A 13675-nucleotide genomic window follows, 5' to 3' on the forward strand; every position below is an offset into this window, starting at 1 on the left:
ATCATATCGTGATGTATCTAGATAAGGAGTTACAGGCATCCGCCTAAGGTGTCCTAAATGAGCGCTTCTATGCCCTAACCCAACATAATTTAACCTGGCCGATCCAAGCCTAAAGAGGCCGCTTACAAAGGCGCTTTTCAACGTTAATCTATTTCGCCCGAGTTCACCCTAAAATCCCCCTCTTCCATAAAGGCTGTAACCTTGCTGTGATACCCCACCACATCCCCATATAAAAAGATATAACGAAATTTCGGGTTATAACATCATGTTCTTTTTATGAGCGAAATCCGCACCGGCTATGGGTTTGCCCCCTAGATGGAGGAAGCTAGAGTGGGTAATTTCTCCCGATAAAGATGATATTTCAGCAAAATTGATAAAAATGAATAAAAAAATTTGAAAAGTATTGATATACTTCCCCCCGAATTTTAGAACGTAACTCCAATAGAGTAGAAAAATGACTGATTTATCAAAGTACAGAAACATTGGTATCTTCGCTCACGTTGATGCGGGTAAGACCACCACAACAGAGCGTATCCTAAAGCTAACCGGTAAGATTCATAAGATCGGTGAAGTTCATGATGGTGAATCGACAACCGACTTCATGGAACAGGAAGCTGAGCGTGGTATTACCATTCAGTCTGCTGCTGTAAGTTGCTTCTGGAACGATCACCGTTTCAACGTCATCGACACCCCTGGCCACGTTGACTTCACAGTTGAAGTTTATCGTTCTCTAAAAGTACTAGACGGTGGTATCGGTGTATTCTGTGGTTCTGGTGGTGTTGAGCCACAATCAGAAACCAACTGGCGTTATGCAAACGAATCTGAAGTTGCGCGTATCATCTTCGTAAACAAGTTGGACCGTATGGGTGCCGACTTCTTGCGCGTTGTTAAGCAAACTAAAGACGTTCTTGCGGCTAACCCACTCGTAATGGTACTGCCTATCGGTATCGAAGATGAGTTCAAGGGTGTTGTCGATCTACTAACCCGTAAAGCATGGGTTTGGGACGAATCTGGACAAGCTGAAAACTACAGCATCGAAGATGTACCTGCTGACATGGTTGACCTGGTAGAAGAATACCGTGAGCAACTGATCGAGTCTGCCGTTGAGATGGACGACGATCTGATGGAAGCTTACATGGAAGGCGAAGAGCCAGCTATGGAAGACATCAAGCGTTGTATCCGTGAAGGTACTCGTACCATGCACTTCTTCCCAACATACTGTGGTTCTGCGTTCAAGAACAAAGGTATGCAGCTTCTACTAGACGCGGTAGTTGATTACCTACCTGCTCCACAAGAAGTTGATCCACAGCCTCTGACTGACGAAGAAGGTAACGAGACTGGCGAACACGCTATCGTTGACGCTGATGCACCTCTGAAAGCACTTGCGTTCAAGATCATGGATGACCGTTTCGGTGCCCTGACCTTCGTACGTATCTACTCAGGCCGTATCAACAAGGGTGACACCATCCTTAACTCTGCAACAGGTAAGACTGAGCGTATCGGTCGTATGTGTGAAATGCAGGCTGACGAGCGTAACGAACTTGAAACCGCACAAGCTGGTGACATCATCGCTATCGTGGGTATGAAGAACGTTCAGACTGGTCACACTCTGTGTGATGTTAAGCACCCATGTACTCTTGAAGCCATGGTGTTCCCAGAGCCAGTAATCTCTATCGCAGTAGCCCCTAAAGACAAGGGCGGCAGCGAGAAGATGGGTATCGCTATCGGTAAGATGATCGCAGAAGATCCATCATTCCGCGTTGAAACTGACGAAGATTCAGGCGAAACCATCCTTAAGGGTATGGGTGAACTTCACCTAGACATTAAGGTAGACATCCTGAAGCGTACTTACGGCGTTGAGCTGATTGTAGGTGAGCCACAAGTGGCATACCGTGAAACTATCACTCAAGAAGTTGCTGATAGCTACACTCACAAGAAGCAATCTGGTGGTTCTGGTCAGTTCGGTAAGATCGACTACGTTATCCGTCCAGGCGAAGCAAACACTGGCTTCACATTCAAGTCTTCTGTTGTTGGTGGTAACGTACCTAAAGAATACTGGCCTGCTGTTGAGAAAGGTTTCGAGAGCATGATGCAGACTGGTACCGTTGCTGGCTTCCCAGTACTAGACGTTGAACTAGAACTGACTGACGGTGCTTTCCACGCAGTTGACTCATCAGCTATCGCGTTCGAAATCGCTGCTAAAGGCGCATTCCGTCAATCTATGCCAAAAGCTGGCGCGCAACTGCTTGAGCCTATCATGAAAGTTGACGTATTCAGCCCAGAGGACAACGTAGGTGACGTAATTGGTGACCTTAACCGTCGTCGCGGCATGATCAAAGATCAGCAAGCTGGTGTGACTGGTGTTCGTATCAAGGCTGACGTACCGCTTTCAGAAATGTTCGGTTACATCGGTTCTCTACGTACAATGACCTCTGGTCGTGGTCAGTTCTCTATGGAGTTCTCACACTACTCACCATGTCCTAACAGCGTATCTGAAAAAGTTATCGCTGAAGTTAAAGAAAGAGAAGCTAAGAAGTAATCTTACTCCTTAACTGAAGTTTCTTTACTAAAAACCCTAACAATGTATGTTGTTAGGGTTTTTTCTTTTGTGTCTTTTCCCTTACAGGAGCCCTTATGTCCCAAGATGCCATAGTGGTATTGGATTTTGAAACCACAGGCCTCTCCCCCTTACAGGGCGATCGCGCCATCGAGATAGGGGCGGTTAAATTACAGCAAGGTGTGGTGGTCGATAGGTTTCAGCAACTGATGAATCCCGGCTTTGCCGTCAGTGGTTTCATCGCCGATTACACTGGGATCACCAATGCGATGCTAAGTGATGCACCAAGTTGCGAGACCGTCATGGCTGACTTTGCCGACTTCATCCAGGGATCTCATCTGGTGGCTCACAACGCCAGTTTTGATCAGAAGTTTTTAGCGGCGGAATTTGCGCGCATCGGCCTGGAGCAATCCCAGCCCTTTGCCTGTTCGCTGCTGCTGGCAAGACGCCTGTTTCAAGCGGCGCCTAACCATCAGCTAGGCACCTTAGTGAATTATTTAGGTATCGCCAACGATGGCGTGTTTCACCGCGCGCTGAACGACGCCGAGGTCACCGGCGCCTTATGGCTGGCGCTGAGCGATGCGGTATCACAGAGATGGGCATGCCCTGCACCCAGTTTTGAATTGATGCTTAAGCTGCAACGTCAGCCTAAGCATCAGCTAGAGAAGTTTATGCGAGCCTATTCAGGCTAACGCTTTTCGCCACAAGACTCGCGCTCAATCAGGCTGGTGGGGATCAACTGATTGCTCACCTCCTGCCCCTTGATCTGCTTCAGCAGGCTCTCAACCAAGATCTCGCCGGCGAGCTTAGTGTTCTGCTTAATGGTGGTCAGCGGCGGATTGGCGAAGCTCGCCACAGGAATATCGTCATAACCCACGACAGACACATCCTCAGGCACCCTCAGCCCCTGCTCTTTCAGCGCCCGCATGGCGCCGATGGCGATGAGATCGCTGGCGGCGAAGATGGCATCGAAAGAACGTTTCTGTGCCAGCAGTTGATTGGCCGCCTCGAAGCCTGAGCTTTCCGTGCTGATGGCATCCACCTGCAGGTTTTTCTGTAGCGGCACACCTGCCGCCTTGAGCGCCTGTTGATGACCTAGGTAGCGCGCCTGAAATTCAGGGCTATGGCTGGAGGCATCGCCAATGAAGGCGATATTACGCCGCCCCTTGGCCAGCAGATGCTCTGTTGCCAACACACCGCCCTGGCGGTTATCGCAACCAATGGAGAGCACGGAGGACTTATGCTGCGCCGGTCCCCAAATTACTAGGTGGGTATTCTGCGCCGCCAGCTTATTGAGCTTCTCCTCGTAATCCATGTAGTCGCCGTAACCGAGCAGAATAATGCCATCGGCCTTATTGCTGTCTTCGTAGTCGGCGTGCCAATCGCTGCTAAGCTGCTGAAAGGAGACCAGGAGATCATAGCCCTGCTGCGCCGTTGCCCGGGTGATAGAACCCAACATGGAGAGGAAGAATGGATTGATCAGCGAATCGTCGTTGGTGGGATCTTCACACAATAACAGCGCCAGGGTCAGACTGCTTTGGGTGCGCAGGTTGCTGGCGTTCTTGTCGACCTTGTAATTAAGTTCCTTGGCAATGGCCTGTACTCTCAAGCGCGTCTCTTCATTGACGAGCGGACTGTTTCGCAATGCCCGCGATACCGTGGATTGTGACACCCCGGCGCGGTAAGCGATATCGATAGAGGTAGCTTTCGTTGTCATAATTATGGGCGACCTTGTTATACACAAACAGGGCGAGCAAGCGCCCGCCCCTTAAGAAGCTCGATTATATCCCAAGCTCCTTCATCAGATCATCTGAATCGTCGACCACAACGGCACTATTAACTGCCGCCGACCAAGAAGGGTCTGCCGCTTGGCTTCCTTGACCGTGCTGGGCCAGCAAGGCATCGGGATCGTCTTCCTCATGCTCGAAATCTGCCAGCTTGATAAATTCAGTCTTATCCATGGCGTATTCCAGATAGAAGATATGGTTTCTGGCGGTCTTGAAGGCGACGCGGCGCGCCACCGCCTCATCCAGGTTGGTGTCGATGGAGATGGTCAGTTCTTTGTTAATGGTCAGCATCTTAGGCTGACTCTGATTAATCGAGGTCTGCAGCTCCTTGTTTACCTTGACGATAAAGTCACCCAGGATCTGGTTCATCAACTCGCCCATCACATCGCCCACCTCATCCGAGGTATGGGAGAAGGCCAGCTCAGATTCGGGCATCCCCATCTGTTTCATATAGGCTTGGTAGATCTCCACCGCCGCCGGGGCCGAAAAGTTGATCACCACAAGGCCTGAGAATCCACCGTCGAAGATGGAGAAGCAGCCAAGATCTGGCTTGAGGCAGGTCTTAGTGATGCTCTGCACCATGGCGGCATGGCTCACCTGGCTGCCCGTGGTACTGGTCAGCACGCGGCACACCGAATGGCAGAGTTTTAACAAAATATCGTCGGAACTGATCACTTGCGAGGTCATAGTCTCATCACATGTCAAAAAAGAGTCATACTCCATTCTGCGCGCTATTACGATAAAAATCAAAATCAAAACAGGGGATTAGTTAATTCTCATTCAGCGGCGAAATAACAACCAGATCTGCGGTTCGTAAAATCGTGACATCTTGTACGGTTCTCCGTCATCCGCTCCCTATCAAAGGCCTTTAAAAAACGCCGTTAACTGCCTCACAAAGGATGTAACACACATTGTTCGGTTGCGTAAAAATGCCAAAAAGATCCAGAGTCAACGTGAGCCAGTTCAATTAATTAACAATAAACAGTCAATCGATTGACTATTCGTTGCCACCGCATTCTCAACCCTTTCGTTAGCCTGTATATTAGCAACATTTAACCGGGCTAATGATAGGACATAACATGCTTGCGATCCTCAGAAGGTTCACCATTCTACAGCGCCTCATCTTAATGCTGGTGCTTGCCGCCATAGGCACCTTTGTCTTCGCCAGCTTTTCGATCAACGAGCAGCGCAACAACCTGATTAAGCAGAAATGGCTGCAAAACGACGCGCAGCTATCCACGCTCCTGAGTGTGATCGACACTCACTACCGCCAGAGCCAGCAAAATATCCTGACGCCAGAAGACGCCCAGCGAGAGGCGGCGAATCTGGTCAATCAGATCCAATATGGCGAGAGCGGCTATTTCCTGCTGTTCGATGCAGATCATACCCTGCTGGCCAATGGCGCATCGCCTGACCAGCTCGGCATTAAGGCATCAAAGCTCACCAGCCAGATGGGCGGCAAGGCTTTAGATAAGTTACTGGACAAGGCCATGGCCTCGGGCATCGCCAAGGCCGGCATGGAGATGAGAAACCCCATCACAGGCGAGCAGGAAGAAGCCCTAATGGAGGCCCGCACCTTCCCCGCCTGGCAGTGGACACTGGTGACTACCTCTTACATGAGCGATGTCAACGACACCACCATCAGCGTGATGTACAACTATCTGGGGATCATGTTGCTGATCTCTGTGCCTATCTTTGCCTTCTTCCTGATCCTCAATCACTCCATCAGCTCGCCGTTGAATCAGGCGATCGATGCGATGAAAGATATTGCCGAGGGTGAAGGCGATCTGACCAAGCGCCTGCCCACCCAGGGCAAAGATGAAGTGGTGGCTCTGGCCATCGCCTTCAACAGCTTTGTCGGTAAGATCAACAAGATGGTCGCGGATCTGCAGCCGGTGGGACACGATCTCAACCAGGACGCCGACCGTTTATTTAATGCCGTTGCCGAATCTAACGCCAGTGTCGATCACCTGCATCAGGAGACCAGTAGCGTCGCCACCGCCATCAATCAGATGCTCTCCACCACCCATGAGATGGCCAGCAGCACCCAGCAGGCAGCCGATGCGGCCAATAGCGTCAAGCAGCAGGCTCAGGACAGTAAGCAGCAGATGGACGGCACGGTAGAGAATACCCATAAGTTGGTTCAGGAGCTGAAGAATGCCGAAGGTATCACCCAGCACCTTGGGGTGTCTTCCGAGCAGATTGGCAGCATATTGGATGTGATCCGCGGTATCGCCGATCAAACCAACCTGTTGGCGCTAAACGCCGCCATCGAGGCCGCCCGCGCCGGCGCTCATGGTCGCGGCTTCGCCGTGGTAGCCGATGAGGTTCGCGCCCTGGCCAATCGCACCCAGGACTCCACCAACGAGATCCAGAAGATCATCACTGACATTCAAAATGGCGTCGCCAACGTGATGCACAGCAACAGCGATACCCAGACCCAATCGGTCGAGCTGCAGCAGCAAGCCCAGGCCGTGGGTGAATCCCTCAACACCATCCTGGAGCTGATCGCCCATATCAGCGACATGAACACCCAACTGGCCAGTGCCACCGAGGAGCAGTCACTGGTGACCGAGGAGATCAACCGCAACATCTGCAGCATCACTGAGCTGTCTGAGGTATCGGTCAAGGCCAACGAGAGCAATCGCATGGCGGCCGAGTCTCTGCGTCAGATCAGCCAGACCAGCGCCAAGATCTTGGGTCAGTTCAAGGTATAAAACTAATCTCTTAATTTGACACTGTAAGCCAGACTAGAGATAAAGAAGGGAGCCAGATGGCTCCCTTTTGTTTTGCCGAAAAGGCGAAAAGTAGTTTATCGTCCCGGCTTGAATACAGGCACTAAAAATCCCAGCTCAAAGCTCGACAGCGGGCGTTAAATCTGTGATAAGCTTAACGACATCACATTTTTCAGCATCGATGGGATCACATAACCATGGCTCGAATGACGTTAGCGGTACATCCTCAGCTATACAGTATTCACAGCTTCAGCCCAGACAGTGAGTTAGTGCCCGAGGTGTTTCGTCAGCCCATGTTTTTCATCGGCAAGACCAAAGATGAACTCTCAGTGGTGGTTCCCGCCGAGCTGCAACTCGACAGCCTCGAAGAGGAGAGCGACTGGCGCTGCCTCGAGGTAGTCGGTCCGCTGGGTTTCTCCATGACGGGGATCCTCGCCAGCGTCTCAGGCACCTTGGCAGAAGCCAAGATCAGCATCTTTGCCATCTCTACCTTCGATACCGATTATATTCTGGTGAAGAAGGACAAACTGCAACAGGCGATACAGGCGCTGAAGAAGACCAACTATCAGATCATTCATTACCAGGCCTAAGCGCCGCGCGTCATTTCCAAAGAGCGAGTTTATGTACCAAAAAACAGTCACCATCATGGCCGAGCACGGCATTCATACCCGGCCAGCCGCCCTGCTCGTGAAAGCTGCTAAGGCCTATGATTGTGACATCATAGTGGAATGCCAGGGCAAGCAGGCCAGCGCCAAGAGCCTGTTTAAGCTGCAGACCCTGGGCCTTTATAAGGGCGTTGAGGTCAAGGTCAGCGCCGATGGCGAGCAGGCAAAGCCGGCGGTTGATACCGTTGCCGAACTGCTCATCACCTTAAGTTAACAGGAGTCAGGATGACGATGAGAGGCATAGCGGTATCGGCGGGCATCGCCTTCGGGCAGGCAAAGGTGCTACGCACCTATGAAAGCAAACTCGACTATCACCTCTTGCCTCCCTCCCAGCTCGCCCGCGAGCAGCAAAGACTCAATCGCGCCCTCAAGACCCTCATCAAACAAAGCCAGGCCTGCGCCGCCAAGCTAGATCCAGAATCGGACAACTACCAGCTGATCGAAGCCGATCTCCTCCTGTTAGAGGATGAGGAGTTACTGGCCGAACTCAGCGACACCATAGGCAAGCGCCAGTTTTCTGCGGCCCTGGCGGTGGAGCACAGCTTCGCCAAACAGGCCCAGGCGATGCAAGAGGCAGACTCCCCCTATCTCGCAAGGCGCGCCGAAGATGTGCTGAGTCTGGGTCAGCGCCTGATCCGCACCCTGCTTACCGGACACTGCGACAATCTCAGCCGCCTGCCGGAAAATGCTATCGTCCTAGCCAAAGATATTACCCCGGCCGAGTTCGCCACCCTGCCACTGGAGCGCATCAGCGCCCTGGTACTGCAGACCGGCGGCGTCACCAGCCATACCGCGATCCTGGCCCGCAGCGCCGGCATTCCCACCTTGATGAGCTGCCCCTGGCAGACGCTAGAGGTGATAGATGGCATGACACTGGCGGTGGATGCCATCAATGGCGAGCTCTATCTGGAGCCCGACGAGACACAGATAAGCGCTCTTGACGCCCAGAAACAGCAGGCGGACGAGCGCAAGTCGGCGCTACTGGCCTTAAAAGGCACAGTCACCCAGACTAAGGATGGCCGCTCCATTCCCCTGCTGGCGAATGTCGGTTGTATCAGCGAGATCAATCATCTGGCGGATGTGGGCGCCGAGGGGGTTGGCCTGTTTCGCACCGAATTTCTGTTTATGAACAACCATGAACTGCCAGACGAGAACCGCCAGTATCAGCTCTATTGTGACGCTTTGCAGCTGCTCGACGGCAAACCGCTGACCATTCGCAGCATGGATCTGGGCGCCGACAAGGAGGTGCCCGCCCTCGCCATGGACAGCGAGGAGAATCCGGCGCTGGGCCTCAGAGGCGTCAGGTACACGCTCGCCCATCCTAAGCTGTTTAGCGCCCAGCTCAGGGCGATCCTCAGGGCCGCCAACCATGGTCCTATCCGCCTCATGTTTCCTATGGTCAATCAGGTCGAGGAACTCGAAGCGGTACTGGCGCTGCTGGAGCAGTGCAAACAGGAGCTTGTGGAGGCGGAGAAAGGCTTTGGTGAACTCGAGCTTGGCATAGTGGTGGAAACCCCGGCGGCGGTGTTTAATCTCGCCTCCATGCTCCCGCTGCTGGATTTTGTCAGCATAGGCACCAACGATCTCACCCAATATACTATGGCCGCCGACCGCGCCAATCCGCTGCTGATCGACCAATATCCGGTGCTCTCGCCGGTGATCATCCGCCTGATCTCCCAGATCATAGATCAGGCCAAGGCCGCCAAGGTGCGGGTCTCCATGTGTGGCGAGCTGGCCAGTAACCCCAGCGCCACGGCGCTCCTGATCGGCCTTGGGCTCGAGGAGTTTAGCGTCAACCTGGCCTCACTACTCGAGGTTAAACAGGCCCTCAGTCGTTGGTCTTATCCAGATTGTGTCGAACTTGCGCACAAGGCCTTGCAAATTTCGCGCATCGATGCGTTAAATCAATTATTAACACACTGTCACTCTTGATAATTTTTGAGTATGCTAGGCATAATTTATCACGACACTACCGCGTGCTAACACAGGGGCAAGTTAATGGGATTTTTGAGCCGCATAAGACGTTTAATTTCTGGTCAGCCACCCATCACGGGCGGCATCGACGTTTACGCGCCAGTGTCGGGCGAGATAGTGGCTATCGAGAAAGTGCCTGATGTGGTGTTTGCCGAGAAGATAGTCGGCGACGGCATCGCCATCGCGCCCAAAGGCAAACAGATAGTGGCGCCAGTAGATGGCACCATAGGTAAGATTTTCGAAACCAACCACGCCTTCAGTATTGAGTCACCCCAGGGACTCGAGCTGTTTGTGCATTTCGGCGTCGGCACGGTAGAACTCAGGGGCAACGGCTTTACCCGTCTGGCCGAAGAGGGTCAACAGGTTAAGGCTGGCGATCCCATACTCGAATTCGATCTCGACTACCTCAAGGCCCATGTCGAGAGCCTGCTCACCCCTGTGGTGCTGGCGAACATGGAAGATATTCAGGGACTGGACAAGCGTCACGGCAGTATCGAAGCCGGTAAAGATGTGATCTTCTCGGTTCAGCTTTAATCCCTATCCTTACAATTAACGGTTCACTCTGATTGATATACCTATCGCTTTCCCCGGTGTCTTGGCGCCGGGCAGCGGCTTCTCACCTTGACCTGGGTGATTTTTTTTCAAACAGACACTTGCCCTGTGCTTACCCCTTGAGGCGAACTCGACTCGGTGCCACAATAACCAAAAAAAGACCTGCAAGTCACTGCACTTGCCAGCAAAACTGACCGAAGTGACTGACACGATTAAGACATCACAACGTTTCTGGTCAGACGTTACCCCATACGGAGAATCAGATTTTGACCCTATACGGTATTAAGAATTGCGACACAGTTAAGAAAGCCCTCAAATGGCTCGATGCCAACCAACAAGCCGTCACCTTTCACGACTTTCGCGTCGACGGTCTCACCGAAGCGCAGCTTAACACCTGGGTCGAACAGATTGGCTGGGAGAGCCTGTTCAACAAACGCAGCACCAGTTTCCGTAACCTGAGCGACGCCGAGAAGACCGACATAGACCAAGCCAAAGCCGTTGCCCTCATGCTCACCTATCCGACCCTGATCAAGCGTCCGGTGCTGGAACATCAGGGAGCAATCAGCGTTGGTTTCAAGCCGGCCCAATATGAGGAGATCTTCAACCGATGAGCCAGGATGTCCTCACGCTGGCCCAAGATCTGATTGCCAGAGCCTCGGTCACCCCGCTAGACGAAGGTTGTCAGCCACTGATGGCCAAACGCCTCGCGGCCAAGGGATTTAATATCGAACCTATGGTGTTCGAAGACACCACCAATATGTGGGCGCGCCGCGGTGATCAAGGCCCGCTGTTTTGCTTTGCCGGCCATACGGATGTGGTGCCAGTGGGCGATCTTAATCGCTGGCACACGCCCCCCTTCGAGCCCGTGGTGATCGACGGCTACCTTCACGGACGCGGCGCCGCCGACATGAAAGGCTCACTGGCCGCCATGGTGGTCGCCACCGAGCGTTTTGTCGACAAGCACCCGGATCACAATGGCTCCATCGCCTTTCTGATCACCAGCGACGAGGAAGGCCCCTTCATCAACGGTACCACCCGGGTGATCGACACCCTGGAGGCCCGTAACGAGAAGATCACCTGGTCTCTGGTTGGCGAACCCTCCTCTACCCATAAGCTGGGGGATATCGTCAAGAACGGTCGTCGCGGCAGCCTCACGGGTAACCTGACGGTCAAGGGCGTTCAGGGCCATGTCGCCTATCCCCATCTGGCCGACAACCCCATCCACAAGGCGGCTCCCGCCCTGGATGAGTTGGCGCGCATGAAGTGGGACAACGGCAATGAGTTTTTCCCGCCCACCAGCTTCCAGATAGCCAACATCAATGGTGGCACCGGCGCCTCTAACGTGATCCCGGGTAGCCTGGAGGTGATGTTTAACTTCCGCTACTCCACCGAAGTGACTGCCGAGATCTTGATCCAGCGGGTGCTCAACATCTTAGATGCCCATGGACTGGACTATGAGATCAGCTGGATCTTCAACGGCCTGCCGTTTCTCACCGACGCGGGCCCACTACTGGACGCCACCCGCGAAGCCATCTATGAGATCACGGGCACCGAAACCGATCCCCAGACCTCGGGCGGCACCTCGGATGGGCGCTTCATCGCCCCCACGGGCGCCCAGGTGATCGAGCTTGGCCCGGTTAACGCCACCATTCACAAGGTGAACGAGTGCGTCAAGGTCGAGGATATCGAGCAGCTGGCCAAGGTGTATGAACGTATCCTGGAAAAACTGCTTTGCTAACCCCTGACGCCAATAGCCGTAAGACAGCCAAAGCCCCTGCTAGCGCTAGCAAGCAAAACCTAAGCGGGCTAGATCTATACGGCGATGGCAACTTGCCCCTGATGGATTGTCAGGGGCACAAATTGGCCGCCGAGTGCGCCGCTCAGTTCATTAAGATGCAGACAGCCGCCTCCATTGACGGCATAGAGATAGCCATCTGCTCTAGCTACCGCGATTTTGATCGCCAGCTAGGGATCTGGAATGCCAAGGCGAGTGGCAAAAGGCCTGTTCTAGACAAGGCCTCTCGCCCCATAGATATCCATAGCCTAGACGACAATCAGCTGCTGGATGCCATCTTACTCTGGTCGGCCCTGCCCGGCATGTCGCGCCATCACTGGGGCACAGATCTCGACCTGTTTGATGCTAAAAACATCAGCCGTGAATCGTTACAGCTCATCGACAGCGAATATCACCCGGGCGGCCCCTGTCATCAGCTGCATCTGTGGTTAATGGCAAATGCCGCCGATTTCGGCTTCTATTTTCCCTATCAGTTAGGTCTAAGTGGCGTTAGCCCAGAGCCCTGGCACCTGAGCTATTATCCCCTCGCTGATTCGTATCTGGTTGCCTTCGATACAGATAAGCTTAAGGCGCGGCTCGAGCAGGCGAATATTGAGCTTAAAGCCCCTATTCTCACCCGTCTGGAGGCGCTGGTTTCGAGCTACGTCCATTTCGTCGCGCCCTCACCAAACGGGCCGGTTAACCCCATTATCAAGAAGTGATTTCACATGAACCTCGACAGTTTTCGTCACAGTTTCAATCTAAACGGCCAGCAGATAAGCTATCTGGATATCGGACAGGGTCCGGTACTCCTGCTGGGCCACAGCTACCTTTGGGATAGCGCCATGTGGGCGCCGCAGATCGCCCACCTGAGCCAGCACTACCGCTGTATCGTGCCCGATCTCTGGGCGCATGGTCATTCAGATCTGCTTCCAAACGATTGCCGCTCACTCAAACATCTGGCCGAGCATTACCTGGCGCTAATGGACAGCCTGGAGATCGATGAGTTTTCCATTCTTGGCTTGTCAGTTGGCGGCATGTGGGGCGCCGAGTTGACCCTGATGGCGCCGCGCCGGGTAAAGACCCTGGTGATGATGGGATGTTTCCTCGGCTTCGAACCTGAAGTCAGCCGCGCCAAGTATTACGCCATGCTCGATGCCATGACCGCCGCAGGCCAATTAGCTGCGCCGCTGATCGAGCAGATAGCGCCGCTATTCTTTAGTGATAATGTCGAGCAGACACAGCCCGAGCTTATCGCTTCCTTCAAGGCGTCCCTCGCGAGCCTGCCGCCCGAACGGCTGGAGAGCATATCACGCCTTGGCCGCATCATCTTCGGTCGCCGCGACATCATGGAAGATATCGAACAGCTGACCCTGCCGACCCTTATCATGACGGGCACCCAGGATAAGCCCAGACCCGTGCTGGAAGCCTATCTGATGCACGATGCCATCGACGGCAGCGAATTTTTGCATATCCCGGAGGCGGGACATATCTCGACACTGGAACAGAGTGAGTGGATCAATCAGCACCTGAGTGACTTTTTCGGAAAGCACTTAGGATAAGGCGAACATTCAGGTCGACGGCTATCCGGATTAGCCCTAGTTTAGGGATAGCATCTAGACTGAGTAGAC

General features: G+C 53.4%; 13 protein-coding genes. 11 read left to right on the top strand and 2 right to left on the bottom strand.

Annotated elements, in window-relative coordinates; genetic code table 11:
- The first annotated feature begins 454 nt into the window (after positions 1 to 454).
- The gene (gene fusA / locus K0H81_RS10395) at positions 455 to 2539 is read left to right on the top strand and encodes an elongation factor G (RefSeq protein ID WP_144199155.1); all 2085 of its coding nucleotides are present in this window, start codon (positions 455 to 457) and stop codon (positions 2537 to 2539) included.
- A gap of 95 nt (positions 2540 to 2634) precedes the next feature.
- Positions 2635 to 3249, top strand: a complete 615-nt coding sequence (locus K0H81_RS10400; protein WP_220058279.1) for a 3'-5' exonuclease — start codon at positions 2635 to 2637, stop codon at positions 3247 to 3249.
- Here K0H81_RS10400 and K0H81_RS10405 read toward each other — a convergent pair.
- Both K0H81_RS10405 and K0H81_RS10410 read right to left on the bottom strand, forming a co-directional pair.
- Complete coding sequence (locus K0H81_RS10405) at positions 3246 to 4274, bottom strand: LacI family DNA-binding transcriptional regulator (protein WP_011865668.1); 1029 nt, start codon at positions 4272 to 4274, stop codon at positions 3246 to 3248. The genes K0H81_RS10400 and K0H81_RS10405 overlap by 4 nt on opposite strands.
- Before the next feature lie 64 nt (positions 4275 to 4338).
- On the bottom strand, positions 4339 to 5031 hold the full coding sequence (locus K0H81_RS10410) for a DUF3334 family protein (RefSeq protein ID WP_011865667.1): 693 nt from the start codon (positions 5029 to 5031) through the stop codon (positions 4339 to 4341).
- Positions 5032 to 5423: 392 nt separating this feature from the next.
- On the opposite strand from K0H81_RS10410, the gene K0H81_RS10415 reads away from it, so the two are divergent.
- The 9 genes from K0H81_RS10415 to K0H81_RS10455 all read left to right on the top strand — a co-directional run bounded on the left by K0H81_RS10415 (position 5424) and on the right by K0H81_RS10455 (position 13606).
- Positions 5424 to 7061, top strand: a complete 1638-nt coding sequence (locus K0H81_RS10415) for a methyl-accepting chemotaxis protein (protein WP_220058280.1) — start codon at positions 5424 to 5426, stop codon at positions 7059 to 7061.
- Between the two features lie 215 nt (positions 7062 to 7276).
- Complete coding sequence (locus tag K0H81_RS10420; RefSeq protein ID WP_011865665.1) at positions 7277 to 7669, top strand: ACT domain-containing protein; 393 nt, start codon at positions 7277 to 7279, stop codon at positions 7667 to 7669.
- Between the two features lie 31 nt (positions 7670 to 7700).
- Positions 7701 to 7958, top strand: coding sequence for an HPr family phosphocarrier protein (locus K0H81_RS10425; protein WP_011865664.1), 258 nt, complete (start codon positions 7701 to 7703; stop codon positions 7956 to 7958).
- A gap of 11 nt (positions 7959 to 7969) precedes the next feature.
- On the top strand, positions 7970 to 9676 hold the full coding sequence (gene ptsP, locus K0H81_RS10430; RefSeq protein WP_220058281.1) for a phosphoenolpyruvate--protein phosphotransferase: 1707 nt from the start codon (positions 7970 to 7972) through the stop codon (positions 9674 to 9676).
- A 66-nt stretch (positions 9677 to 9742) separates the two neighbouring features.
- Entirely contained in the window at positions 9743 to 10252 is a 510-nt protein-coding gene (gene crr, locus K0H81_RS10435) for a PTS glucose transporter subunit IIA (RefSeq protein ID WP_011865662.1), read from the top strand.
- A 284-nt stretch (positions 10253 to 10536) separates the two neighbouring features.
- Positions 10537 to 10881 (top strand): ArsC family reductase, encoded by a 345-nt coding sequence (locus tag K0H81_RS10440; RefSeq protein ID WP_220058282.1) that lies wholly within the window; start codon positions 10537 to 10539, stop codon positions 10879 to 10881.
- Positions 10878 to 12008, top strand: a complete 1131-nt coding sequence (gene dapE / locus K0H81_RS10445) for a succinyl-diaminopimelate desuccinylase (protein ID WP_220058283.1) — start codon at positions 10878 to 10880, stop codon at positions 12006 to 12008. Before K0H81_RS10440 ends, dapE begins: the two co-directional genes overlap by 4 nt.
- The gene (locus K0H81_RS10450) at positions 12002 to 12766 is read left to right on the top strand and encodes a M15 family metallopeptidase (RefSeq protein ID WP_220058284.1); all 765 of its coding nucleotides are present in this window, start codon (positions 12002 to 12004) and stop codon (positions 12764 to 12766) included. The genes dapE and K0H81_RS10450 overlap by 7 nt, the downstream gene beginning before the upstream one ends.
- A 6-nt stretch (positions 12767 to 12772) precedes the next feature.
- The gene (locus tag K0H81_RS10455; RefSeq protein ID WP_220058285.1) at positions 12773 to 13606 is read left to right on the top strand and encodes an alpha/beta fold hydrolase; all 834 of its coding nucleotides are present in this window, start codon (positions 12773 to 12775) and stop codon (positions 13604 to 13606) included.
- The last annotated feature ends 69 nt before the right edge of the window (positions 13607 to 13675 follow it).

Source organism: Shewanella halotolerans (genome assembly GCF_019457535.1).
GTDB classification, from domain to species: domain Bacteria; phylum Pseudomonadota; class Gammaproteobacteria; order Enterobacterales; family Shewanellaceae; genus Shewanella; species Shewanella halotolerans.